26 protein-coding genes are annotated in these 23,360 nt (G+C 57.1%); 24 read left to right on the forward strand and 2 right to left on the reverse strand.

The annotated features are described in order from the left end of the window. Nucleotides 1-166: 166 nt before the first annotated feature. The 7 genes from SDD30_RS06560 (at nt 167) to phoU (ending at nt 7,317) form a co-directional block, all read left to right on the forward strand. Complete coding sequence (locus tag SDD30_RS06560) at nt 167-1,879, forward strand: formate--tetrahydrofolate ligase (protein WP_434074120.1); 1,713 nt, start codon at nt 167-169, stop codon at nt 1,877-1,879. Between the two features lie 115 nt (nt 1,880-1,994). Further along, nucleotides 1,995-3,188 (forward strand): dihydropteroate synthase, encoded by a 1,194-nt coding sequence (folP, locus tag SDD30_RS06565; protein ID WP_434074121.1) that lies wholly within the window; start codon nt 1,995-1,997, stop codon nt 3,186-3,188. An 87-nt stretch (nt 3,189-3,275) separates the two neighbouring features. Continuing rightward, complete coding sequence (locus tag SDD30_RS06570; RefSeq protein ID WP_434074122.1) at nt 3,276-3,800, forward strand: phosphatase PAP2 family protein; 525 nt, start codon at nt 3,276-3,278, stop codon at nt 3,798-3,800. 129 nt (nt 3,801-3,929) lie between these two features. Further along, nucleotides 3,930-4,832, forward strand: coding sequence for a phosphate ABC transporter permease subunit PstC (pstC, locus tag SDD30_RS06575; protein WP_434074175.1), 903 nt, complete (start codon nt 3,930-3,932; stop codon nt 4,830-4,832). Continuing rightward, nucleotides 4,829-5,761 (forward strand): phosphate ABC transporter permease PstA, encoded by a 933-nt coding sequence (gene pstA, locus SDD30_RS06580; protein ID WP_434074123.1) that lies wholly within the window; start codon nt 4,829-4,831, stop codon nt 5,759-5,761. The genes pstC and pstA overlap by 4 nt, the downstream gene beginning before the upstream one ends. A gap of 21 nt (nt 5,762-5,782) precedes the next feature. Further along, nucleotides 5,783-6,541 (forward strand): phosphate ABC transporter ATP-binding protein PstB, encoded by a 759-nt coding sequence (gene pstB, locus SDD30_RS06585; protein ID WP_434074124.1) that lies wholly within the window; start codon nt 5,783-5,785, stop codon nt 6,539-6,541. Between the two features lie 104 nt (nt 6,542-6,645). Beyond that, the gene (gene phoU / locus SDD30_RS06590; RefSeq protein WP_434074125.1) at nt 6,646-7,317 is read left to right on the forward strand and encodes a phosphate signaling complex protein PhoU; all 672 of its coding nucleotides are present in this window, start codon (nt 6,646-6,648) and stop codon (nt 7,315-7,317) included. A gap of 90 nt (nt 7,318-7,407) precedes the next feature. On the opposite strand, the gene SDD30_RS06595 is transcribed toward phoU, so the two are convergent. After that, nucleotides 7,408-8,628, reverse strand: coding sequence for an MFS transporter (locus SDD30_RS06595; RefSeq protein ID WP_434074126.1), 1,221 nt, complete (start codon nt 8,626-8,628; stop codon nt 7,408-7,410). Between the two features lie 75 nt (nt 8,629-8,703). Between SDD30_RS06595 and SDD30_RS06600 the strand changes: the two genes are divergently transcribed. The 10 genes from SDD30_RS06600 (at nt 8,704) to SDD30_RS06645 (ending at nt 16,627) form a co-directional block, all read left to right on the forward strand. Beyond that, the gene (locus tag SDD30_RS06600) at nt 8,704-8,976 is read left to right on the forward strand and encodes a YqhV family protein (RefSeq protein WP_434074127.1); all 273 of its coding nucleotides are present in this window, start codon (nt 8,704-8,706) and stop codon (nt 8,974-8,976) included. A gap of 130 nt (nt 8,977-9,106) precedes the next feature. Continuing rightward, nucleotides 9,107-9,922, forward strand: a complete 816-nt coding sequence (gene comA / locus SDD30_RS06605) for a phosphosulfolactate synthase (protein ID WP_434074128.1) — start codon at nt 9,107-9,109, stop codon at nt 9,920-9,922. Nucleotides 9,923-10,017: 95 nt separating this feature from the next. After that, nucleotides 10,018-10,752, forward strand: a complete 735-nt coding sequence (locus SDD30_RS06610; protein ID WP_434074129.1) for a 2-phosphosulfolactate phosphatase — start codon at nt 10,018-10,020, stop codon at nt 10,750-10,752. A 102-nt stretch (nt 10,753-10,854) separates the two neighbouring features. Continuing rightward, entirely contained in the window at nt 10,855-11,310 is a 456-nt protein-coding gene (locus SDD30_RS06615; protein ID WP_434074130.1) for a DUF441 domain-containing protein, read from the forward strand. Nucleotides 11,311-11,580: 270 nt separating this feature from the next. Further along, on the forward strand, nt 11,581-12,420 hold the full coding sequence (gene panB, locus SDD30_RS06620) for a 3-methyl-2-oxobutanoate hydroxymethyltransferase (RefSeq protein ID WP_434074131.1): 840 nt from the start codon (nt 11,581-11,583) through the stop codon (nt 12,418-12,420). A gap of 14 nt (nt 12,421-12,434) precedes the next feature. Then, nucleotides 12,435-13,151, forward strand: a complete 717-nt coding sequence (locus SDD30_RS06625) for a CvpA family protein (protein WP_434074132.1) — start codon at nt 12,435-12,437, stop codon at nt 13,149-13,151. Nucleotides 13,152-13,425: 274 nt separating this feature from the next. Then, nucleotides 13,426-14,856: an aminopeptidase gene (locus SDD30_RS06630; RefSeq protein WP_434074133.1), complete on the forward strand. Its 1,431-nt coding sequence runs from the start codon at nt 13,426-13,428 to the stop codon at nt 14,854-14,856. Between the two features lie 110 nt (nt 14,857-14,966). Then, entirely contained in the window at nt 14,967-15,548 is a 582-nt protein-coding gene (gene yedF, locus SDD30_RS06635) for a sulfurtransferase-like selenium metabolism protein YedF (RefSeq protein WP_434074134.1), read from the forward strand. Between the two features lie 17 nt (nt 15,549-15,565). Beyond that, nucleotides 15,566-16,444 carry a HEAT repeat domain-containing protein gene (locus SDD30_RS06640; RefSeq protein ID WP_434074135.1) on the forward strand — a complete coding sequence of 293 codons (879 nt, stop codon included), beginning with the start codon at nt 15,566-15,568 and terminating at the stop codon, nt 16,442-16,444. Further along, nucleotides 16,445-16,627 carry a DUF951 domain-containing protein gene (locus SDD30_RS06645; RefSeq protein ID WP_434074136.1) on the forward strand — a complete coding sequence of 61 codons (183 nt, stop codon included), beginning with the start codon at nt 16,445-16,447 and terminating at the stop codon, nt 16,625-16,627. Nucleotides 16,628-16,677: 50 nt separating this feature from the next. On the opposite strand, the gene SDD30_RS06650 is transcribed toward SDD30_RS06645, so the two are convergent. Beyond that, a complete protein-coding gene (locus SDD30_RS06650; protein ID WP_434074137.1) occupies nt 16,678-17,187 on the reverse strand; it encodes a CGGC domain-containing protein in 510 nt (169 codons plus the stop codon). Nucleotides 17,188-17,343: 156 nt separating this feature from the next. Here SDD30_RS06650 and SDD30_RS06655 point away from each other — a divergent pair, with 156 nt between their 5' ends. The 7 genes from SDD30_RS06655 to SDD30_RS06685 all read left to right on the forward strand — a co-directional run bounded on the left by SDD30_RS06655 (nt 17,344) and on the right by SDD30_RS06685 (nt 23,266). Further along, complete coding sequence (locus tag SDD30_RS06655) at nt 17,344-17,955, forward strand: PocR ligand-binding domain-containing protein (RefSeq protein WP_434074138.1); 612 nt, start codon at nt 17,344-17,346, stop codon at nt 17,953-17,955. Between the two features lie 39 nt (nt 17,956-17,994). After that, nucleotides 17,995-18,612, forward strand: a complete 618-nt coding sequence (locus tag SDD30_RS06660) for a helix-turn-helix domain-containing protein (protein WP_434074139.1) — start codon at nt 17,995-17,997, stop codon at nt 18,610-18,612. 166 nt (nt 18,613-18,778) lie between these two features. Beyond that, nucleotides 18,779-20,137 carry an MFS transporter gene (locus SDD30_RS06665; RefSeq protein ID WP_434074140.1) on the forward strand — a complete coding sequence of 453 codons (1,359 nt, stop codon included), beginning with the start codon at nt 18,779-18,781 and terminating at the stop codon, nt 20,135-20,137. A gap of 271 nt (nt 20,138-20,408) precedes the next feature. Further along, nucleotides 20,409-21,503 (forward strand): uroporphyrinogen decarboxylase family protein, encoded by a 1,095-nt coding sequence (locus tag SDD30_RS06670; RefSeq protein ID WP_434074141.1) that lies wholly within the window; start codon nt 20,409-20,411, stop codon nt 21,501-21,503. A gap of 239 nt (nt 21,504-21,742) precedes the next feature. Beyond that, nucleotides 21,743-22,330, forward strand: coding sequence for a Uma2 family endonuclease (locus tag SDD30_RS06675; protein ID WP_434074142.1), 588 nt, complete (start codon nt 21,743-21,745; stop codon nt 22,328-22,330). Between the two features lie 148 nt (nt 22,331-22,478). Then, nucleotides 22,479-22,775: a 30S ribosomal protein S6 gene (gene rpsF / locus SDD30_RS06680; RefSeq protein ID WP_434074143.1), complete on the forward strand. Its 297-nt coding sequence runs from the start codon at nt 22,479-22,481 to the stop codon at nt 22,773-22,775. A 23-nt stretch (nt 22,776-22,798) separates the two neighbouring features. Continuing rightward, the gene (locus tag SDD30_RS06685; RefSeq protein WP_434074144.1) at nt 22,799-23,266 is read left to right on the forward strand and encodes a single-stranded DNA-binding protein; all 468 of its coding nucleotides are present in this window, start codon (nt 22,799-22,801) and stop codon (nt 23,264-23,266) included. Nucleotides 23,267-23,360 lie beyond the last annotated feature (94 nt).

The raw sequence follows: 23,360 nt of genomic DNA on the forward strand, positions 1-23,360 counted from the left end.
AAAAAATGTTGTTTGTCTTTTGCGATTAATAGTATATAATAGTGCATAGTCGCTGGTACGCCCGATGGGCCATAAAGAAACATAAAATTTACTTTTCAATCTACAACAACAGCAGCAGGAAAAATGGACATTGTGTAGAACTTCACAATAAGAAACGAAATGCTGGATGTCCATTTTCCCCAAGAGAGGAGTGTTCACATTGGCCAAGGTACCCACTGATATCGAAATCGCCCAGGCAGCTAAGATGAAGCCCGTTATGGAACTAGCCCAGGTCCTGGGGTTGGAGGAAGACGAGGTCGAGCTTTATGGTAAGTATAAAGCCAAGATCTCCCTGGATGTTTACCGCCGCCTCAAAGACAGGCCTGACGGGAAACTGATCCTGGTGACCGCCATTACCCCCACCCCGGCAGGGGAGGGGAAGACAACCACCAGCGTCGGTCTTACCGATGCCCTGGCTCGCCTGGGTAAAAAAGTGATGGTTTGCCTGCGGGAACCCTCCCTGGGACCCAGCTTTGGTATTAAGGGTGGTGCTGCCGGGGGCGGCTATGCCCAGGTGGTCCCCATGGAGGATATCAACCTACATTTTACCGGCGACATCCACGCCGTTACCTATGCCCATAACCTCCTGGCAGCTATGCTCGATAACCACTTGCAGCAGGGCAATACCCTGAATATCGATCCCCGTACTGTCACCTGGCGGCGGGTCATTGACCTCAATGACCGGGCCCTGCGGAACATCGTGCTCGGCCTGGGGGGCAAAGCCAACGGTGTGCCCCGGGAGAGCGGTTTTGACATCTCCGTGGCCTCTGAGGTTATGGCCTGCCTGTGTCTGGCCAGTGATCTAATGGATCTCAAAGAACGCTTTAGCCGCATTGTTGTCGGCTATACCTACGACGGCAAACCGGTTACAGCCGGGGACCTGGAGGCCCAGGGTTCCATGGCCCTGCTCATGAAGGACGCCATTAAGCCCAACCTGGTTCAGACCCTGGAGAATACGCCGGCCTTTATCCACGGCGGTCCCTTCGCCAATATCGCTCATGGCTGCAACAGCATTACCGCCACTAAGACGGCCTTAAAACTGGCGGATTATGTGGTCACTGAGGCCGGCTTCGGTGCCGATCTGGGAGCGGAGAAGTTCTATGATATTAAATGCCGTTACGCCGGCTTAAAGCCCGACGTGACCGTCATTGTAGCCACCGTCCGCGCCCTCAAGATGCACGGCGGCGTGCCCAAAAGCGAACTGGCTGCGGAAAACCTGGCGGCCCTGCGGGAGGGTTTTGCCAATCTGGAAAAACATATCGAAAACATCAGCAAGTATGGCGTGCCGGCAGTAGTAGCCATTAACGCCTTCCCCACCGATACCGAGGCTGAACTGAAGCTTCTCTACGAGCTCTGCGCCAAAGCTGGTGCCGAGGTCGCCCTCTCAGAGGTCTGGGCTAAAGGCGGCGCGGGAGGCCTGGAACTGGCCCGTAAGGTTTTGCAGACCCTGGAGACTAGACCCTCAAACTTCCACGTCCTCTATAACCTTGATTTGAGTATTAAAGACAAGATTGCCCGGATCGCCACCGAGATCTACGGGGCCGATGGGGTCAACTATACGGCCGAAGCCGATAAAGCTATTGAGCGTTATGAAGCCCTAGGTTACGGCAACCTGCCGGTAGTCATGGCCAAGACCCAGTATTCCTTGTCCGATGATCTAACCAAACTGGGCCGGCCGCGCAACTTTACTATTACCGTTCGGGAGGTCCGCCTCTCAGCCGGGGCCGGTTTTATCGTCCCCATCACCGGGGCGATCATGACCATGCCCGGCCTGCCCAAGCGGCCGGCTGCCTGCAACATCGACATCGACGCTGACGGCGTCATCACCGGGCTGTTCTAACAATATCAGGCAGGTAATAAATCCTAAAACCCCACTCCCTGGCGGGTGGGGTTTTTGCTGTGTCGCCGGCAGTGATATAATGGAGCCTAGAATATTTGCGAGGGAGGAAACCAATATGTCCTGGCAGGACCAGATCGCAATAATTAACATTACCGATACGGCGACAGCCGCCCGGTTCATGGGCGAAGTGGGGGCCGATAGCGCCGGGATTGAACTCATGCTGCCCAAAGCCCGCCACTATTGCCTGAAGCTTAAGGATGTGCCGGCCCGGGCCGCCAATATTCTCAAACAAGAACTCCTGGCCCGGGGCGGTGAGGCCGCCATGGCCGCCGGGGTAGCGGGCTGGTCAGTGGATAAGACGGATATCCTGATTTTTGCCACCCGGCGGCAGCTGGAACTCCTGCTGGCCAAGCTGCCCCGGCAGGGTTTCGGTCTGGACTTGCTGGCGGAGGGTATCAGGAAGGCCCTGGCCAGCTGGGAGGAGGAGGGCTGCCGGCAGATAGCCTGCCCGCGGGGACCCCTGAGCCTGGGGCAGCGCACCCTGGTCATGGGCATCGTCAACGTCACCCCGGATTCCTTTTCCGACGGCGGCCGATTCTATGATCCAGGTGTAGCTGTAGAACATGCCCATCAATTGATCGCCGAAGGGGCCGACATCATCGACGTCGGCGGCGAGTCTACCCGTCCCGGCCATGAGCCGGTAGACGCGGTCGAGGAATGGCGCCGCCTGGAACCGGTACTGCGGCGCTTGATCAAGGAGATCAAAGTCCCCATTTCGGTTGATACCTACAAGGCTATTACTGCCCGCCGCGCTCTAGACCTGGGGGTTGATATGATTAATGATATTTGGGGTTTCCAGGCTGACCCGGAAATGGCCCGGATTTGCGGGCAGTACCAGGCACCGGTAATCCTCATGCACAACCAGGACGGGACCCAATACCGGGATTTAATGTTCGACATCCTCAACTTCTTACGAACCAGTATCAAGCTGGCTGAGGACAATGGTGTCCCGGCGGAAAAGATTATTATTGACCCGGGCATCGGTTTTGGTAAGGATTTGGACCAGAACCTGGAGGTAATGGCCCGCCTGGGCGAATTTAAGGTCCTGGGCAAGCCGCTATTGCTGGGGACCTCCCGCAAATCCATGATTGGCAAGACCCTGGACCTACCCATCGACCAGCGCCTGGAGGGAACGGCCGCCACGGTTGCCCTGGGGATTGCCGGTGGGGCGGATATCGTCCGCGTGCACGACGTCCAGGCCATGGTGCGGGTCGCCCGGATGACTGACGCCATCGTGCGGCGATCTTAACAGAAATTTTACCGGGGCCGTATTGTCGCCGGGATTACAAATAAGGTACAATGGGAGTGAAATTTAACGGGAGGGAGAGGCCGGGGTTTGGCGATCAGGCGCTGGGTACGAAACGGGGATTATTATCTTTTTTATTACATTAACCGGCGGTTGCAGTGTGCTTTCCTCGACCGGGTAATGCCCCTGTTCACCCTGCTGGGGAGTGCGGCCTTCGCCCTGTTCCTGGCCCTGGTAACGGCGATGCTGGGTCGGGAACAGGCACGGACAGCGGGTTGGCAGGCCTTATTCGCCCTTTCGGGGAGTCACCTGATGGTTCGATTCTTTAAGGCCTGGGTGGGCCGCTGCCGCCCTTACCTGGCCCTACCGGGGACCCGTTACCTGGACCGGCCCTGGCAGGATTACTCTTTCCCTTCGGGGCATACGGCGGCCAGCTTTTCCCTGGCCATTGTCTTCGCCCTCAATTTCCCCTACCTCACCTGGCCCCTGGTGACCGTCGCCGGTATAACGGGTATCAGCCGGATGTATGTTGGTATGCATTACCCGACGGACGTCCTTGGCGGTGCAACTATGGGCGCCTTTGTCGCTTTTTTAATTCATTCCTGGCCCTGGTAATTAACTTAAGCTTAACAAACTTCTAATCAGGACTTAACAAGGGCGGCTTATAATTTATAAAGGTATTGTTAGTCGAATTTTGTCCGCGGATAGGGAGTGGGACTACCGGTGCAGCGCGGTGCTGGTACCATGACGGCGACCAGGCGGAAGCAACTCTACCGGGAATACTTGGGCCATTATCTAACTTTTGCCTGCGCGGCCCTGTTAATTATCATTACTCTGGCCATTGTTGTTTATATCGCCATGCAGGGCCTGGCCACTTTTCTAACTAACCATATAAACCTGGGGCAGTTCCTTTTTAGTACCAGGTGGCAACCGGATCGTCCCTTAAGTGAAGGCGGGCCCCTGGTGGGTACCCTGGCCTTCACGGTAGGTTCTATTGCTGTCTCCCTCCTGGCGGTTTTAATCGGTGGTCCTTTAAGCGTCGTGGCCGCCGTTTTTATGGTGGAGATTGCCCCAGGCTGGGGACGCAAGATCCTCCAACCGGCTATTGAAATCCTGGCCGGCATTCCTTCGGTAGTCTATGGCTGGCTCGGCCTCAGCCTGCTGGTGCCCTTCCTACGCAACCAACTCCATACCCTTGGTTTCAGCCTCCTGGCAGGCTGCCTGGTGCTGGCGGTGATGATTATTCCCACCGTCGTGAGCCTTACCGCCGACAGCCTGCGGTCCCTTTCCCGGGATCTCAAGGAGGCTGCTTATGCGTTAGGGAGCACCCGCTGGCAAACTATTTCCCGCGTCCTACTGCCGGCTGCCGGTCCAGGCATCCTGACGGCCGTTGTCCTGGGCCTGGCCCGGGCCTTTGGGGAGGCCCTGGCGGTACAAATGGTTATTGGTAACACCCGCAGCCTGCCTGCATCCCTTCTGTCCCCGATGACTACCCTGACCAGTGCTATAACCATTGATATGGGTTATACTATTCCCGGCACCCCCTGGAACAACGCCCTCTGGTCCATGAGCCTCCTGCTGCTGCTAATAACCTTTGGCTTTATTATCCTTATTCGCCTGGTGGGCCGGAGGAGGGTTTACCGGTGAAAGCACGAACGGTGGATCGCCTGGCCACGGCTTTTTTCTGGCTGGGAGCAGGTGTCATCCTGCTTTTATTGATTGCCCTGGTGGGTTACCTGCTTTTTAAGGGAGGTCGTTGGCTGAACTGGGCCTTTATTACCCGGCCACCGGAGAACCTCAAGGCCGGCGGCGGTGTCGGCCCCCAGCTCTTTAATTCCTTTTACCTCCTGTTTCTGTCCATGATTTTCACCATTCCCCTGGGAGTAGGGGCCGGAATTTACCTGGCGGAATACGCCGGCCGGGGTGACGTTAATCCCACCCTGGCCCTGCCCCAGAGTAAGGGGGCAACCAATTTCCTACTCGGGGCCTTGAATCTATCCATCGAGACCCTGGCGTCCCTACCCTCTATTGTTGTCGGCCTTTTTGGCCTGCTGGTCTTTGTCGTTAGTACCGGCTGGGGTTATTCCCTGATGGCCGGCGCCCTGGCCTTGACGGTTTTGAATCTCCCGGTGATGGTCCGGATCAGCCTGGAGGCCCTGCATACTGTACCCAGGGATCTCAAAGAGGCCAGCCTGGCCCTGGGGGCTTCGCGCTGGGAAACCATTTGGAAAGTTGTCCTGCCGGCGGCCTTTCCCGGCCTGGTGACGGGCGGGATTATCACTGCCGGCCGGGTATTCGGGGAAGCAGCAGCCCTGCTCTACACCGCCGGTATGAGTAGCCCGGTCCTGGACTTCACCGACTGGAATCCCCTGCATCCCAATTCGCCCTTAAACCCCCTCCGGCCGGCTGCCACCCTAGCGGTCCATATCTGGAAGATCAATTCGGAGGGTTTAATCCCCGATGTCCGGCGGGTGGCTGACGGATCCGCGGCCCTGTTGATAATTGTAGTCCTGGTATTCAATCTATTGGCCCGCTGGCTGGGATACGTCCTCTACCGGCGCATGACGGCCAGCTAGGCGCAGGAGGCATACCGGAGAATGGCGCAAGCGAGAATAACTATCAATAACCTGAACTTTTATTACGGCTCCAACCGGGCTTTGAAGGACGTCAACCTGGAGGTCGAGGCCAATGCCGTTACGGCACTGATCGGCCCTTCGGGCTGTGGCAAATCTACTTTTTTACGTACTTTAAACCGCCTGAACGACCTCATTGAGGGCGTCCGGATCTCCGGGGAGATTCTCCTGGACGGCCAGAATATCTATGCCCCGGAAGTGGATGTTGTGGATTTACGCAAGCGAGTGGGCATGGTCTTCCAGCGGCCCAATCCTTTTCCCATGTCCATCTATGACAATATTGCCTATGGTCCCCGGATTCACGGTATTACCAAGTCCCGGGAACTGGATGCCATCGTCGAGCGCAGCCTCAAGGCTGCCGCCCTGTGGGATGAGGTCGCCGGCCGCCTGCGCCAGTCGGCCCTGGGGTTATCCGGGGGCCAGCAGCAACGCCTTTGCATCGCCAGGCTGCTGGCGGTGGAGCCGGAGGTGGTCCTGATGGACGAACCCTCCTCGGCCCTGGATCCCATTTCTACCTTAAAAATTGAGGAATTGATCCAGACCCTAAAAGAGAAATACACAATAGTTATCGTCACCCATAATATGCAGCAGGCGGCCCGGGTTTCCGATTACACGGCTTTCTTCCTCAATGGGGAAATGGTAGAATACGATGAAACGGAGATCATCTTTACTAAACCCCGGGACCAGCGGACGGAGGATTACATTACCGGTCGCTTCGGTTAAAAGACTTTTAAACACCGGCAGGATAACTTTTTAGCTCTAACAGGTAGTAAAAGGGGGGTGAGGTTAGTATAATGGAGGGAAACAAACCGGCAGGAGGGCTAGCCATGGCCGCAACTACCAGGCAGGGTTTCCAGAATTCCCTGGATGATCTCCAACAAAATATTTTGCGCATGGGTAGTATCGTCGAACAGACAATTGCCAAATCAGTAGAATGCCTGGCGAAACAGGACGATAAAATGGCGAGCGAGGTAATTGAGGGAGATGTAGTCGTCGACGACCTGGAACTGCTGATTGAAAACCAGTGTTTAAAGCTGATCGCCACCCAGCAGCCTATGGCCAAGGATTTACGTAAAATCGCCGCCGGGTTCAAGATCATTACTGACCTGGAGCGGATGGCCGACTACTCGGTGGATATTGCCCGGACAGCCAAGCGGATTCTGGTCACCGGGCAGCCCCTCATCAAGCCGTTGATTGATATTCCCCGGATGGCTGAGTTGGCCCAGGTAATGGTTAAACAATCCCTGGACGCCTACGTCCGTGAAGATACGGAGCTGGCTTACAGTGTGGCCCGGGCCGACGATCAGATCGACTCCCTGCATAACCAGGTCTTCAGGGAGCTGCTGATCTTGATGATGGAGGACCCTAAAACAATCAACCAGGCCACCCATCTCCTTTTTGTCAGCCGTTACCTGGAGCGAATCGCCGATCATGCTACCAACATCGCTGAAGATGCCATCTATTTGGTTACTGGTGAGCGCAAGGAATTAAACGATTAAAACCTAGTAATGTAAAAGCTACCCCGGGTTCTACCTAACCCGGGGTTTTTGATTCCAGAACAGCCGGTGGCGGTTGGGGTTTACAGGGTCTCAGTGACCCGGCAAAAACTCCGGCGGTAGCAGTTTTTCGGTCTGGATAAAGGCCACAGTTAGGAAAGCAATGATTCCCACTAGCACAGCCGCACTCAGGAAGAGGGGCACGCGGCCCAGGGTCATGGCCAGGCCGAAGGCGGGGGGACCAAGGGCAACGCCGAAGAAACGGGCTGAACCATAGAGGCAGGTAATACCACCCCGTTCTTTCGCCGAGGCACTGGTAACCAGGGTGTTTACCGCCGGCAGGACGATGCCCGTCCCGCAGCCCATGAAGACCATGGCCAGGAAGAAGATGTAGATATTGGCGCAGAAGCCCATGATTACCAGGGCGCTTGCCTCCAGGATCAGACCGGTAATGACTACGACTTTAAGTAACTGGCCGGTTGTCTTTTGCAGGTAACTGCCTGATAAATAAGAAGTCAGGGCCATGGTGCCTACCGGTATGGCAATCAGGAGGCCGATGCGCAGGCCGGTAATGCCATAGACAGCCTCCAGGACGTCGGATACATAGCTGAGAACGCCAAAGAGGATGAAGAGAACAACCATTCCGGCCAGGATAGTTGCCAGCAGGGAGAGCCCTTTTTCCTGGAAGATCTGTCCCAGCTGCCAGAAATAGCTGCGGACACCGATCTTGCTCTTATTACCCTGGTCGGGTTCCCGGACCAGCAACCATACGGCTACGCCAATGGGAAGAGCCAGCAGGCCATAGACAAAGAAAGGAGCAAACCACAGCAATAGGCCCACGGCCGCCCCAGCGATGGGACTGACGACTTTACCCAGGCCATTGGCTGCCTCCAGCAAGCCCAGGGCTTTGGTCCTTTCTTTGGTCTGGAAGATGTCGCCGGCCAGGGCCATAGCCAGCTGGTAGGTGCCACCGGCACCGATGCCCTGGAGAATCCGGCTTCCCAGGATAAGGTAGTAGGGGGAAGCCACCAGCCAGCCAGCCAGGCCGGCCAGCAAGCCACCGGCACCATAAAGGATCAGGGCTGGAACCATGATCGTTTTGCGCCCGTAACAATCGGATAAAAAGCCGGCAAAGGGGATAACAATCCCGGCCGGCAGGGAAAAAGCCGTAATAAAAAGGCTGACCTGAACCAGGCTGATATTAAGGACACTGCGCATCAGGGGTAGCAGGGGGACCAGCATGGAGTTGCCCAGGACCATGATGAAGGGCACGGTACACAGGATGGCAAAGGGTAATTTCATGGCAGGCTTCAATTTACCCTACTCCTTCACAAACAACTGCTTCTATTTTGTCCTCCCGGAGCATAAAAGATAAGGGGAGGAGATGCCATGTTTTTCCTGTTTGAAAAATACGTCCTGGCCATGGCCGCCATGCGCATGCTATCAAGCTTGATTGAGCTGACGGCGGCCATGCTCATGCTCAAGTTAAACAGGGTAGAGGCTGCTTTAAAGATCAATGCCACCCTGGCCCTGGTCGGCCCGACAATTATGATGCTTGTTATGGCCCTGGGACTCTGGGGCCTGGCGGGTAAAATTAACCCGGCCAGGATGCTGGTCATTATCCTGGGTGTGGGTTTGATTTTCTATGGCATCCGGCGCTAACGCTGGTGGGGGAACTGTCATCAGACCTGTGAAAAAGTACCGGGTCCTGTCCTGTTGCCCCCCGATGGCTGCAGGCATAAAGATAGTAAAGCAGCAGTGCAAAATAAAATCTGGAAGGGGCGACTTGGAGATGCAACTGCAAGAAAAGAGTGCATGGCGGGATATTCTCGATTTTCCCATTGGCGGCCGCCAGGAAAAACCACGGCGGACGGGGAAGACCATGGTTATTGATAAAGGCCTGGGCTTGACGGATTTTAAAGATTTGCTGGAGGTGGCAGCACCCTATATCGATTTCATTAAACTGGGCTTCGGCACCTCGATTTTTTACCCGGCAGCTATCCTGCGGGAGAAGATCCGCCTGGCCCTCTCCCGGGGTGTGGATATCTTCCCCGGAGGTACCTTCTTTGAAGTGGCCGTCCTGCAGGGCCGCCTGTCCCTTTACCTGCAAACGGCCCGGGAACTGGGGTATACTTTTATTGAAATCTCTGATGGCACCATTGATTTGAGTTCCACCCTGCGCCTGGCGGCCTTGCGCCAGGCCCGCGCCGCCGGTTTTGGTGTTATTACTGAGGTCGGCAAGAAAGATCCCCGGGATGCCCTGACTGAAGCCTATATCCTGGACCAGATGGCTATTGACCTGGAAGCTGGAGCTGATTATGTAATTATCGAAGGCCGGGAATCCGGCCAGGGGGTTGTTATTTATGACGGCCGGGGCGCTGTTAAGGATGATGTCCTGGCCAACCTGGTAGCCGGTATCAGCGACCTGGACCGGATTATTTGGGAGGCGCCCCAGAAGCAGCAGCAGCAAGCCTTGATTATGCACCTGGGAGCCAACGTCAACCTGGGGAACGTCCAGCCCGGGGATGTCCTGGCCCTGGAGGCCCTGCGGGTGGGGCTGCGGGGGGATACCCTGCGGACGACGCTGATCCGGGCCGGAGTTGGGTAACCCCCAGCTGGACCGTTTTCGGCAGAGCCCTGTTTGCGGAGGAAAAAGGCAGGAATCCCGGCTTCCGGATGCGAATATATACAGGAGGGTGATGATTGGAGGTCTACGGTTTGGAAATAGAAGTCTTTACCACTTTAAATGGCATACCCGACGAAGCCATAAACAAAAAAACCATCATTGTTATCGACGTCCTGCGGGCAACAACGACTATAACCGCGGCCCTGGCCGCCGGTTGCCTGGAGGTCATACCCGTCCTGACACCGGAAGAAGCCATTGAAATGCGCCAGCGTCTGGAAGATGAGCGAGTTCTCCTGGGCGGCGAACGCAATGCCTTGAAGATATCAGGCTTCGATCTAGGTAATTCTCCTCTGGAGTATACGCCCCAGGTTGTAGCCGGCAAAAGGTTAATCATAACGACCACCAACGGTACGCGGGCCATTCGCCGGGCTGCCGGCGGGCGGCAGGTCCTCCTGGGGGCCATGGGCAACGGGCCGGCGGTAGCCCGGGCGGCCGCCGCCGGCGCCGCCGATATAACCATTATCTGCGCCGGCACCAGGGATCACTTTTCCCTGGAGGATTTCTTAACGGCCGGCCTGCTGGTAGAGGAACTGGATAACCTGGGAGAATATATCCTGCGGGATGGCGCCCGGGTGGCCCGGGAATACTTTCGGCTGCACCGGCAAGACCCCGGGGCAGCCATGATGGATAGTTACCATGGCCGCCTCCTGGCCAGCCTGGGTATGGAAGACGATGTTGCTTACTGCTCCCGGGTGGGCACAACAGCTGTCGTGCCGGTATATCAGGGCGGGATTATTAAACAACTGGAGTAGGCGGGAACCGCCCCCTGTCAACCGGGGGCAGCCCCGGGTTCTTGCCGGGGCTGCCCCGGCATATAATGGGGATGAGATGGCCGGACAAGGGGCGTTGGCTTCATGAGCGCAGCGACTATCATTTTACTCCTGCTGATGCTGCTGGGCATCCTGGGACGCTCTAATGTTATTGCGGCTGCCGCCGCCATTCTTTTATTACTACAGTTTACCAACCTGCAAAGGCTATACCCGCTTCTGGAACGCCGGGCCCTGGAGGCCGGCCTTATTTTTCTGGTGGTTTCGGTCCTGGTCCCCTTTGCTTCGGGCCGGGTGGCTCCCCGGGATATGCTGCAGTCCTTTATCTCTGTGCCAGGTTTGATCGCCATTGCCAGCGGGATAATTGCCACCCATATGAATTGCCAGGGTCTGGAGCTCCTGCAGCGATTTCCCCAGATGATGATCGGCATGGTTATCGGCTCGATTATCGGGGTCGCCTTTTTCGGCGGCATCCCGGTAGGCCCTCTTATGGCCGGGGGCATTGCCGCCCTCCTGGTCCAGCTGATGGCCCTTTGGCACTGATGGCCAGGCAGTGGCTGGCGGCTACGGGCTTCAGGCTTCGGATTACCGGCGCCGGGTAGTATAGTCCGGCACCGGTAGGGGAGAATAATTAAAAAAGGCAGGTGTAGTAAAACTGTTCAACCGCGTTGTCAATCCCAACTGGCCCCGGGAGGCCCCGGAGCCCAATAGCGTACCTCATCCCGAAATCGCACCGCCGGAAACACCGATCCAGACTGAACCGGTAACCAGTCCCCCCCAGGGGGGTTTTTTATTAAAGCTTTTACTGTTATAATGGCAATAGATGGATTGGGGGGATTAACGGTGGCACAACACGCCAAGATTACCCTGCCCCGGCTGCAGGCCATGAAGGAGCAGGGTGAAAAGATCACCATGGTTACGGCCTATGATTACCCCTCGGCCTTACTGGCCGACCGGGCCGGGGTGGAGATGATCCTGGTCGGGGATTCCCTGGGGATGGTAGTCCTGGGCTACCAGAGCACGGTGCCTGTGACCATGGCCGATATGATTCACCATACCCGGGCGGTCATGCGGGCCAACCCCACCGCCCTGGTGGTAGCTGACCTGCCCTTTCTCTCCTATCAGGTCAGTGTCCCCGAGGCTGTGGCTAACGCCGGCCGGTTGATCAAAGAGGGTGGCGCCGACGCTGTCAAGCTGGAGGGCGGCCAGGCCGTGGTACCGGCAGTGCAGGCCATCGTGGCCGCCGGCATCCCGGTAATGGGCCATTTAGGTTTAACACCGCAATCAGCGGTGCAACTGGGCGGTTTCCGCGTCCAGGGCCGGGACGAAGCCGTAGCAGCAAAGATAACCACCGACGCGGCCGCCCTGGTGGCAGCGGGGGCCTTTTCCCTGGTTCTGGAGTGTGTCCCGGCGGAACTGGCCCGCCGGATAACGGCTGAATTGGCGGTGCCGGTTATTGGCATTGGCGCCGGGCCGGGGTGCGACGGCCAGGTCCTAGTTTACCACGATCTATTGGGCCTCTTTGATCGTTTCCGGCCCAAATTCGTCAAACAGTATGCCAACCTGGGCGCGGCGACGGTCGCCGCCCTGGAGCAATACCGGGACGAAGTCCGCCAGGGTCGGTTCCCGGGCGAAGAACATAGCTTTCAGTAAAGGATGGCTACCCTTTGTTGAACTACCTGGACCTGATTCTGCTTTTAATCCTAGCCCGGGGGGCCTGGCAGGGTTACCGCCGGGGCCTGGTCAACCTGCTGACGGGGTGGATTAGTTATCTGGTGGCCGGCCTGGTTGCCCTCCTTTATGCCCGCCCCCTGGCCGAGATCTTGAACCAGGCCTGGCACCTGACCGCCCGCTGGAGCCAGGGGCTGGCGGCCCACCTACCATTGCCGGCACCGATCCTGGAGCAGCCGGTGAGCAGCCTGGCCGTCAAGCAGGCGGAGAGTTTTTTAAAGGGCCTGCCTGTGCCGGGGCCGGTCCAGCAAAACCTGGTCGGGGCCCTGGACCGGGCCTCCGGGGGAACCATCGGTCAGGCCCTGGCCGGGCAGCTGGTTTTCCTGGGGTTGGAACTGCTACTCCTGGTAATCGTTTTTTACACCAGCCTCTTTCTCCTGCGACGCCTGACCCGGCGCTTTTCTCCCGGCCTGCACAGCAATACGGCCCTAGGGGTGGCCGACCGGGGCCTGGGCCTGGCCCTGGGCCTCCTAGGCCCTGTCTTCTGGTTGGCCTTGATCATAGGCACCCTGCGCCCCTTGCTTACTATCCCAGTTATGGCGTCGGCCCCGGGTTTTTTACCCCTGGCCAGGCAGCTCTACAGCTCCGGCGTGGCCGGGGTGCTGGGCGATTTTTATGATTGGCTGGCCGGTTTGTTGCATACTCTAATCTAGGGAGCCCCTCATGGGGGCGACGCCCCCGCCACGAAGGATGGCGTGCCTAGCCAAGCTTCTGCTTGCTAGTTGGTGAAAGTCCAATCCGGGTAAGGGTCAAGCCGCCCGGTAGCTGACGGCTGACGCGAGGAGAAATCCCAACGTCAAAGCGCCGTGACAAAGTACCCGAAAAAGGGTGCGAGCAAATCAGCAGACCGTAACATTAAGTGAATCCTGCTGCGTCGTAAGTGGACCCCGTTTTACCAGAACCCTATTTTCGCAGGAGGTAATTATCGTGACCGAAAAAGAAGAAAGCAGGGCCCAAAAACTGCAAAAGGAGCTCTCTTTACCCAAAAAGAGCGCCTGGGAGCGCCTTGAGGCCGGCGAAAAAGAAAGGGTCTTTACCTTCGCTGAAGGGTATAAGGGCTTTTTGAGCCGGGCGAAGACCGAGCGGGAAGCCGCCCGTGCCGCCCTGGAAGCCGCCCGGGGCCGGGGCTTTACTTCCCTCATGGATCTCCCTGCCGCCCAAGGGTTGCAGCCCGGCAGCCGCTTTTTCCTGTCCTGGCGGGATAAGGTCGTGCTCCTGGGCGTTATGGGTGCCACTCCCATGGAAGAGGGGGTGCGGCTGGTCGGCGCCCACGTAGACGCGCCACGCCTGGACCTGAAGCCCATGCCCCTTTACGAAAAGGACGGCCTGGCCATGTTTAAAACCCACTATTACGGGGGGATTAAGAAATACCAGTGGACGGCCCTGCCCCTGGCCCTGCATGGGGTCATTATGCTACGGGACGGGCGCCGCATTGAGGTAGTCGTCGGTGAAGACCCGGGTGATCCCATCTTTAGCGTCAGCGATCTCCTACCCCACCTGGCCAAGGAACAGATGAAAAAGAATATGGAGGAAGCCCTGAGCGGCGACGACCTGAACCTGGTAGTGGGCAGCCTACCCTTTGAAGGCGATGATGAATTCAAGGAAAAAATCCGCCTGGCCATCCTCCAGCTCTTAAACCAGCGTTACGGCCTGATAGAGGAAGATTTTATTACCGCCGAGCTGGAGCTCGTACCAGCCGGGTCGGCCCGGGACCTGGGCTTTGACCGCTCCCTGGTAGGGGCTTACGGCCAGGACGATCGGGTCTGCGGCTACACCGCCCTCCAGGCCATCCTGGAACTGGAGAATCCCTTGCATACCGCTCTGGTGCTCCTGGTGGATAAAGAAGAGATCGGCAGCACCGGTAATACCGGCGCCCACTCCCGTTTTCTGGAGTACGCCCTGACGGAGATGGCGGCCCGGACGAATAAACCTGGCTTCTTCAATGTAGGCCGGATCATGGCCGCCTCCCAGGCTATTTCCGCCGACGTTACCGCCGGGGTCGACCCCACCTATGAGAATGTCTTTGATATGCACAACGCCTCCTTGATGGGTCACGGCGTAGTCTTAAACAAATACTCGGGTTCCCGGGGCAAATACGACGCCAATGACGCCAGCGCCGAGTTCATGGGCCGCCTGCGGGATATCTTTAACCGCCAGCACGTCATCTGGCAGAGCGGGGAGATGGGTAAGGTCGACGCCGGCGGTGGCGGCACCATTGCCAAGTTCCTGGCTTACTTTGGCCTGGACGTGGCTGACTGCGGCCCGGCCCTCCTTTCCATGCACGCCCCCCTGGAGATCGCCAGCAAGGTGGATGTCTATATGGCCTACCGGGCCTATAGAGCCTTTCTTGCCAGCTGAAGCCTCAAGCAGGAAAAGAGCCATTTATGTAGAAAACTACTTTTAAAGAGTATAAGCACCCTGTCGGCGGAGCACGCCAGGTGCTTTTCTTTTAGAAAGAGGTGGATCCTATGGAAAAAATAGTAGATGCACGGGGACAGGCCTGCCCTCAGCCGGTTATCCTCACCAAAAAGGCCATGGAAGCCCTGGAGCCGGAGGCGGAGGTGGTCACTATCGTTGACAACGAAGTCGCCAGGGACAATGTCCTGAAACTGGCCCGGAGCCTGGAGTGCGAGACGGAAGTCAGGGAACAGGGGAGCGATTATTATATCCACATCCGCAAAGAGGCTATGCCCACGACGCGGTTAACCGTCGGCACCGGCCAGGTGTTACTGGTTAGTGCCGCCACCCTGGGCCGTGGTTCCGAGGAACTGGGAAGTATCCTGATGCGGAGCTTCTTTTATAGCCTGGGCGAAACAGAAGTGTTGCCCCGGCGGGCCCTTTTTATTAACAGCGGTGTCCAGCTCTGCTGCCAGAGCTCTCCCGTCCTGGATAGCCTGTTGGCCCTGGAGCAAAAGGGGATGGAAATCCTGGCCTGCGGTACCTGCCTGGATTACTTTCACTTAAAAGATAAACTCTGCGTTGGTAGCATTACCAATATGTATTCCATTATTGAACACCTCATGGCCGCCGAGAAGGTCATCACCCTATAGCGAAAGAGGGGTGCGCCGTGTTTTGGCTGAACTGGCATCGCCGGGACCAGCAGCAACACCTGGAGATGGCCCTGAAGAGATGCCGGGGCAGGATCAGCGGGGGCCTGCGACGCCAGCTGCTTCGTCTGGCACCCCTGGAAATGGCCGGCCTGCTAATCGCTGCCTGGTCGCACCTGGAGCCGGGTTCCAGGGCACAGCTGGCGGCCCTGATGGAGGAAGAGGGCTTCATGGATAGCTGGCTGGAACTGCTGGCCCAGGGTAAGGCGAAGGAGCGGGTGGCGGCGGCCACGGTCCTGGGTGCGGTCGGGACCGGGCGGGCCCTGGGTCCCTTACTGGCGGCCCTGGGGGACCGGGAGGAGGGCGTCCAGCTGGCGGCGGCGGCAGCCCTGGCCCGCCTGCGGGATCCCCGTTGCCTGGAGCCGTTATTGACGGCCCTGGCGGAACCCCGGCGCTGGCCCCCGGCCCGGATAGCCGAGATTCTGCTGGCCTTGGGCCCTTTAAGTGTTCCACCCCTGCTCGAAACCCTGAAAAAAAGTCCCGCCGAGGAAGCCGTGCGGGTAATAGCCATCCTGGGACTATTTCAAGACGCCCGGACCCTACCGGCTCTTACCGCTTGCCTGCAAAGGGACGAGGCCTCCATCCGGGAGGCTGCTGCCCGTTCCCTGGGTGAACTGGGCCTGGAACAGGCGGCGTCTTACCTGCAGCAGGCCCTGGCTGACCCTGAGGACGGGGTGCGGGCGGCCGCAGCCCGGGCCCTGGGCAAGTTAAAATACCGTCAAGCCAGGGAAGAGTTGCAGGACTGCCTGGAGGACGAATCCTGGGCGGTCCGGGCCGCGGCCCGGACCGCCCTGGCGGAAATAGCGGCGGCGGAAGCCGGTTTACGGAGGAGCCAGTAGATGGATTTTCATGTCGGCGATATTGTCCAGACAAAAAAAAATCACCCCTGCGGTAGCGACCGGTGGGAGATCCTGCGGGTAGGCATGGATTTTCGCCTGCGCTGCCTGGGCTGCGGCCGGATGATTTTGATACCCCGGATAAAGGCGGAAAAGAGTATAAAGCGGGTTTTACCTAAACCCTAAATCATTGTAATGTAAAATACTGCAAGATGGTGTAGGAATTTAACGGTTGCCTAAGCCATCTGCAGCAGGGTCATGATCGGGAGGGCCTTGCGGGTTGTTCCTGCCTGCTTATCGTACAGGTAACGGATGTAATTGAGGTTCAACAAGTGCTGGCGGCACTCGGTAAGGCTGGGAATATCGCCAGGCTTAATAATTACCGAGGCACAGGAACGGGCGGCTGTAGCCTCTAAGTAGCTCCCCAGCAAGACCGGGCGGCCTGTGGCGGCGGTAATGGCTTCCGCCTGGCTGACAGCCGTAGGGCAGTGGTTATTAAAGAAGAGACACGAAGGGAAGACAAAGTAATCAACCTTTTCTCGGGCAACCATCCGCCGGGCCAGATCCAGGCGGTAGTTACCCGGGCAGCCTGGACAGGGCTGCATGGATACTATCCTGGCTCCTTCCAGTTCACCCAGGGGCCCCTGCTTTTTTTCCTGAGCCAGGAAGCAAAGAATATGGGTCTGGTAACCGGGACAGCCCGTCTTCCAGTAGTCCCGGCAAGCTATAATACCGATACGTAACATTGACAGGGCTCCTTTTACAGATATTAACAATTTTATTTACCAAGAGTTAATTTTGGCAACGAAAGTAGTTTAGCACACCTTTAGCGCAAAAGATGTCGTAATTTGCCAGCAAGCCAACTTAATAATATTAGGAAAATATTAAGGGAGGGTTATCAGATGGCCGTTACTGTCCCGGGCCAGATGGTAAACACAGCGATTTTAAAACGCCTACTGCGCTCCTTCACCGCTGCTACCGGGATGGGGGTTACCATCTTCGGGGTGAACAGCAATCCGATAATTGGCATCGAGGATTATGCCTACCATTGTCACTTTTGCCAGCTGGTAAATTCGGTGGCCGAAGGGGCCGCCCGTTGCCGGGAGACCCACCGCCGGGCCTGCAGGGCTGCGAACCAGGGTCTCCTTGACCCTTATATCTTCTTCTGCCATGCCGGGCTGGTGCACTGGGCGGCACCGATCAAACATCAGAATGAGATCCTAGGTACTATGGTCTGCGGCCAGGCGGTTATGTGGGAACTGGATGATCAGGCTGTTAAGGAGATATTCAGCCGGGTGGCCGACCTGGGATTGCCAACCCTGGAGTTACAGGCGGCTATTAAAAAGTTGCGGGTTTTACCGGCCCGCCAGGTCCAGGAGGCGGCAGAACTATTAAAGAGACTGGCAGCCAGGGCCGTTGACGTCGGCCCGAAGATGCTTCGGCGGCAGGACCAGGAGGAACCTTTCAGCGGGCTGGCCCTGTGGGACTGGTTGGTGCAGTTGGCCCCCTGGTAGCAGGATGATAATTATCAACTGGAAATGGAAAGCGAACTAGTGAACCGGGTCCGCCTGGGTGACCGACTGGGCGCCGAGACGGTTCTGGAGCGGCTCCTGGGTAATATCCTCTTTAATAACCTGGGCCGGGCGGAGATAATCAGGTACCGCCTCCTGGAACTGATGGCCCTCCTTTCCCGGGCAGCGGCAGCCGGCGGTGCCCGGCCGGAGGAGATCCTAAGCCTGAGTGCCACCAGTATACAAAGGCTCATGAGCCTTTCCCTGGAAGAAAGCCTTCCCTGGCTGGTAGAGATCCTGGATGAATGTATAGACCGTATCTATCGGGCCCGGGAAACCCGCCAGACGCCATCAGTAGAAAAGGCGGTGGCCTTTATCAACACTAATTACGGTCGCAGCCTCAGCCTGGAGGATGTCGCCCAGGAGGTGAACCTAAGCCCTGCCCACCTGAGCCGGTTGTTTAAAAAGGAAATGGGCCGGACAGTCATCGAGTACCTGACCCTGGTGCGCCTGGAGGCTGCCAAACGCCTGTTACGGGAAGGAAAAACCATCGAAGAAGTAGCCACTGCGGCAGGTTTTAACGAAGCCACCTATTTTAGCCGGGTTTTCAAACGGGAGGTGGGTGTGCCGCCGGGAGTTTTCCGGAATCGTTCTGCCTGAAAAATGATACTGTGTTAACGATCCCAATGGTCAAAAATGTATAATAAAATGCCCTGATAGTTCAAAGGGTTATACTGGTCTGATGGCGAAACCATCCCCCGGAAAGGAGGTTCCAAGTCGCGCCGTAATCTACAGCGGCGCAATATTCGGGAAGGGGGAGACGGAAATGACAGGTACTATTAACCGGATTGGCATACCACAACGCCTGGAACGGTTACCACTCACTGCTTACCAGAAAACGATTTTCGGGATCATCGCCACTGCCTGGTTCTTTGATTCTATGGATCTGGGGATGCTAACCTTCGTCCTGGGCTCCCTGAAGACCTATTTTAAATTGGATACAGCCCAGACGGGGCTTTTATCCAGCATGAGCTTCCTGGGGATGTTCCTGGGGGCGGCGGTGGCCGGAATGCTGGCCGACCGCTTCGGCCGTAAACTGGTCTTCCAGTGGAGTATGGTCCTCTGGGGGACGGCCAGCATCCTGTGCGCCTTTGCCGGCAGTGTGCAGGCCTTGATGCTCTACCGGGTCCTCCTGGGCTTTGGTATGGGGATGGAGTTCCCCATTGGCCAGTCCCTGGTATCGGAATTTATCCCGGCTCAGTACCGCGGCCGTTATATCGCCCTCCTGGAGGGCTTCTGGCCTATCGGTTTCATTGGCGCCGGTATCCTGGCCTATATTCTCCTACCCCTGGGGGGGTGGCGCTGGGTTTTCCTAGCGGAAGGTATTCCCGCTATCTTCGTCCTTATTATTCGTCGCCTTGTACCCGAGTCGCCTCGCTGGCTGGATGACTCCGGTCAACATGAAGAAGCTGACCGGGTGATGACCATGATTGAAAATAAAGTCCGGGAAGCCCTGGGCGGCCGGGAACTGCCGGCCCCGCAACCGGCAGCTTATACGGCATTGGCTACTGAGAGACGCTTTTCCTTCCTGGATCTCTGGGCCCCAGGTTATGTCCGGCGGACGGTTATGGTCTGGTCCCTGTGGTTTTTCGCCCTCCTGGGTTACTACGGCCTGACCACTTGGCTGGGCGCCCTGTTACAACAGGCTGGCTACCCGGTTACCAAATCGGTTTTTTATACGATCCTCATTTCCCTGGGCGGGATACCTGGTTTCTTTACCTCGGCTTACCTGGTCGAAGCCTGGGGCCGTAAGGGGACGTGCATCCTCATGCTTCTCGGCAGTGCTGTAACCGCCTACTTTTACGGTACGGCCGCCAGCCAGACCCAGCTCATCCTCTTCGGCCTGGCCATGCAGTTTTTCATGTTCGGGATGTGGTCGGTTCTCTACGCCTATACCCCGGAGCTCTATCCCACCAGGGCCCGGGCTACCGGCACCGGTTTCGCCTCTTCCCTGGGCCGGGTGGGTTCTTTGATTGGTCCCTATGTGGTCGGCATTATTCTTCCCACTGCCGGGCATAGCGGCGTCTTTGGCCTGGGGGCTTTGGCCTTTGTAGTGGCGGCGGCTGTAGTCCTGGTACTGGGTGAGGAGACCAAGAGCAGGGTTTTGGAGGAAATCTCCGCCTAGCCGGGAGCTTTATCTCTACTTTACTACTTTACTGCTTGACGCCAAGATGCCCTATAACAGTCAGGTGCCTGGTTCCGGTGAGCGAACCTCCTTGGCGTTATACCGCTTCTAGCGCAGCCTTCACCCCGAAGGTGGGTCTAAGGGGCATATTGCCCCATAGATCGGCGGCCTCCTTCTCGCCGCCTTTTGCCCATCGGTAAAAATGCTGGCGGGAACAGGGGTGCCGGGTTAAGGATAGCTATTAACAAACACTTCACCAGAGGTGGTTCAGATGAGCATGACGCCGCGGGAGAGGGTTTTAACGGCTCTGGCCCGGGGGGTGCCCGACCGGGTACCCTTTGTGGAGAACGACATCGAGGAGCCCTTGCAGGTAGAGATTATGGGCCGGGATGACTACACCCCCACCGAACTCTGCGAGGTCCTGGGCCTGGACGGGTTCGGCTATCACTACCCCACCGGTGCCACTGCCGGTACCGGCCAGTCCATGCAGGGAGGCGACGCCTTCCACGATAAGTACTACTACCCCAATAAAGTGACCTTTGACTTTTTCCCGCCCTGGATCGCTAAAATGGGCGTTGATGCCGGCGGTCGCAACTTTATCGAGAAGGGCCTGCTGATTGATGACGCCTCCCTGCAGCTCTTTGACGAATACCTGCCCGACCCGGACCACCCGGCCCGCTATGAACGGGTAGCCGAGTGGATTGCCCAATATAAGGGCCAGTATGCCGTCTTCGCCCGCATCCGCCTGGGCTCGGCCTCGACCATCAACAGCATGGGCTTGGATAACTTCTCCTTTGCTATCTTTGATAACCCCAAACTGGTCCACGAGGTTCACCGCCGTTTCTCCGAGTGGTCGGCCCGGGTGGTGGAGCATTTAAATGAGCTGGATTTTGACTTCTACTGGGCCAACGATGACCTGGCCGACAACCGGGGTCCCTGGATGTCGCCGTCCATGTTTCGGGAGTTCTTCCTCCCCCATATGCAGGTGGTGGCCCGGGCCATAAAAAAGCCCTGGATCTTCCACAGCGACGGTAACCTCTTCCCCATTATGGACGACCTGCTGAGCCTGGGCATGAACGCCATCCATCCCATCCAGCCGGCGGCCATGGATATAAGTAAAATGAAGCAGGAATACGGCAACCGCGTCTGCATCGTGGGTAACATTGATCTGGATTACACCCTAACCATGGGTACCCCGGAGGAGGTAGATGCGGAGGTCAAGGAGCGCATCCGGGTGGCCGCACCGGGCGGCGGCTATATCTGCAGCAGCGCTAACAGCCTGCCTAGCTACGCCAAAGTAGAAAACGCCTTGGCCCTGCGGGATGCCATCAAAAAGTACGGCGTATATCCCATCCGGCTGGACTGAAGCTGGGAGAACAGCAGTGTCCTGATCAAGTCTTCAGCAACGAGGGCGCACAACGGTTAGCTTAAAGCGAGGGTATAAACCCTCGCTTTTTTGACCTCCGGACCCGGTCGCCAGGGCTGCTGCAGAGCCTCAACGAAAAACTGTCGCTACCTGGTCTTACCCTGGACGGTAATCGTAGCCCTACCGGGAAAACTATGGTAAAATAAGTTATCAAGTATAAAGGCAGGAGGTGACATGGAGTGAGCCTGGCTTTAGAAGAACTGGCCCTGACCAAAGACAAGATTTACACTTACGACGATTACCGGCAATTACCGGAGGGGGCACCCTACCAACTCATCGGGGGGGAGTTGGTATTGACTCCGGCGCCTACTTCTTATCACCAGATTATTTCCTCCTGGCTGGAGTTTAAAATGATGGCTTATGTAACGGCCAACGATCTGGGTATGGTTTTATATGCACCGCTTGATGTTTACCTGGAAAAAACCGAGACCTACCAGCCGGATATTATTTTTGTCAGCCGAGAGCGATTGCATATCATTAAGCAGGAGAAGATTGATGGTGCCCCGGATCTGGTGGTGGAAATCCTCTCCCCCACGACGGCCTACTATGACCTGCGGAAAAAGTATAGAGAATATGAGAAGCATGGGGTCAGAGAGTATTGGATTGTTGACCCCGGGGAACAAACCATTCAGGTCTTTACCTTGGAGGCAGGTAAATTTAAATTGAACCAGGAAGTAGAAAAAGAAGGTGAAGTTCGGTCGCGGGTAATTGACGGTTTTTCTGTTGCTGGCGCCGCTATTTTCCGTGACCCTCTACCGAAAGAATAATCTACCTAGCGGAAGTAAGTAACTTACCTAATTTCACCTTGCTCAAAGCCTTGCCCAAGGGAATCAAGTATGATATAATCAACCGGAAAAGCTTCCCTGCTCCACTACGAGGTGGGGCCATAAGTCCAGAGGGAGGAGGTGCTCCAGTATGCGTAATTACGAAGTCGTCTTCGTGATTAAGCCCGACCTGGAAGCCGAAGCTACGGCAGCGGTAGTCGAGAAATTTACCCAGTTAATCGCCGAGCAGGGTGGTCAGGTGACCAGGGTCGACCAGTGGGGTAAAAAGCGGATGGCCTATGAAGTACGTAAATACCGGGAGGGTTACTACGTCCTGGTAGAGTTTAAAGGTACGCCGGCCGTTGCCCAGGAACTGGAACGGGTGCTCAAGATCAGCGACGACGTTATTCGTTATCTGATTACACGCCTGGAAGAAGAAGCCAGCTAACGGAAAAAGGCGGTGGGAGAAGGATGTTAAACCGGGTAATACTGATTGGCCGTCTTACCCGTGATCCCGAGCTACGGTATACGGCCAGCGGGGTGGCCATGACTACTTTTAGTCTGGCGGTAGATCGAAATTATGTCAACCAGCAGGGTGAACGGGGAACCGATTTTATCCGGATCACTGTCTGGCGCAAGCTGGCGGAAACCTGTGCTAATCACCTGGGTAAAGGCCGCCTGGTAGCCATTGAGGGTCGCCTGCAGACCCGCTCCTACGAGACCCCCGAGGGCCAGAAACGTACTGTTACCGATGTAGTAGCCGACGAGGTTCGCTTCCTGGACTGGCCCAAGGAAGGACGAGGCCCGGCCGCCGGTACCCTTTCGGGAGCCGGTCCGGTAACAGGCGGCGGGATGGAGGTCTCTGGCGGCGGCTTTAACCAGGACTTCAGCGATATTGGTACCGAAGTAGATATGGGAGACGACGATCTCCCCTTTTAGGTAGAACCTTATTTATGGAGGAGTCCCTCATGGGGGCAAACTCCACCAGCGAACGGGAGAAATGAGAGGCAGGGTTTAAATCTGAAACTGGCGC

It is taken from the genome of Moorella naiadis (nom. illeg.), from assembly GCF_051020825.1.
GTDB lineage: Bacteria > Bacillota > DSM-521 > Neomoorellales > Neomoorellaceae > Neomoorella > Neomoorella naiadis.

What these genes read in the sequence shown, in the direction of transcription:
- SDD30_RS06560 (WP_434074120.1), top strand. Translation starts at nt 167, where the DNA reads ATGTCCATTTTCCCCAAGAGAGGAGTGTTCACATTGGCCAAGGTACCC.
- SDD30_RS06655 (WP_434074138.1), top strand. Translation starts at nt 17,344, where the DNA reads ATGGCCGTTACTGTCCCGGGCCAGATGGTAAACACAGCGATTTTAAAA.
- phoU (WP_434074125.1), top strand. Translation starts at nt 6,646, where the DNA reads ATGGCCGCAACTACCAGGCAGGGTTTCCAGAATTCCCTGGATGATCTC.
- SDD30_RS06645 (WP_434074136.1), top strand. Translation starts at nt 16,445, where the DNA reads ATGGATTTTCATGTCGGCGATATTGTCCAGACAAAAAAAAATCACCCC.
- SDD30_RS06615 (WP_434074130.1), top strand. Translation starts at nt 10,855, where the DNA reads ATGAGCGCAGCGACTATCATTTTACTCCTGCTGATGCTGCTGGGCATC.
- rpsF (WP_434074143.1), top strand. Translation starts at nt 22,479, where the DNA reads ATGCGTAATTACGAAGTCGTCTTCGTGATTAAGCCCGACCTGGAAGCC.
- pstC (WP_434074175.1), top strand. Translation starts at nt 3,930, where the DNA reads ATGACGGCGACCAGGCGGAAGCAACTCTACCGGGAATACTTGGGCCAT.
- folP (WP_434074121.1), top strand. Translation starts at nt 1,995, where the DNA reads ATGTCCTGGCAGGACCAGATCGCAATAATTAACATTACCGATACGGCG.
- comA (WP_434074128.1), top strand. Translation starts at nt 9,107, where the DNA reads ATGCAACTGCAAGAAAAGAGTGCATGGCGGGATATTCTCGATTTTCCC.
- SDD30_RS06670 (WP_434074141.1), top strand. Translation starts at nt 20,409, where the DNA reads ATGAGCATGACGCCGCGGGAGAGGGTTTTAACGGCTCTGGCCCGGGGG.
- SDD30_RS06650 (WP_434074137.1), bottom strand. Translation starts at nt 17,187, where the DNA reads ATGTTACGTATCGGTATTATAGCTTGCCGGGACTACTGGAAGACGGGC.
- SDD30_RS06600 (WP_434074127.1), top strand. Translation starts at nt 8,704, where the DNA reads ATGTTTTTCCTGTTTGAAAAATACGTCCTGGCCATGGCCGCCATGCGC.
- pstB (WP_434074124.1), top strand. Translation starts at nt 5,783, where the DNA reads ATGGCGCAAGCGAGAATAACTATCAATAACCTGAACTTTTATTACGGC.
- SDD30_RS06685 (WP_434074144.1), top strand. Translation starts at nt 22,799, where the DNA reads ATGTTAAACCGGGTAATACTGATTGGCCGTCTTACCCGTGATCCCGAG.
- panB (WP_434074131.1), top strand. Translation starts at nt 11,581, where the DNA reads ATGGCAATAGATGGATTGGGGGGATTAACGGTGGCACAACACGCCAAG.
- yedF (WP_434074134.1), top strand. Translation starts at nt 14,967, where the DNA reads ATGGAAAAAATAGTAGATGCACGGGGACAGGCCTGCCCTCAGCCGGTT.
- SDD30_RS06665 (WP_434074140.1), top strand. Translation starts at nt 18,779, where the DNA reads ATGACAGGTACTATTAACCGGATTGGCATACCACAACGCCTGGAACGG.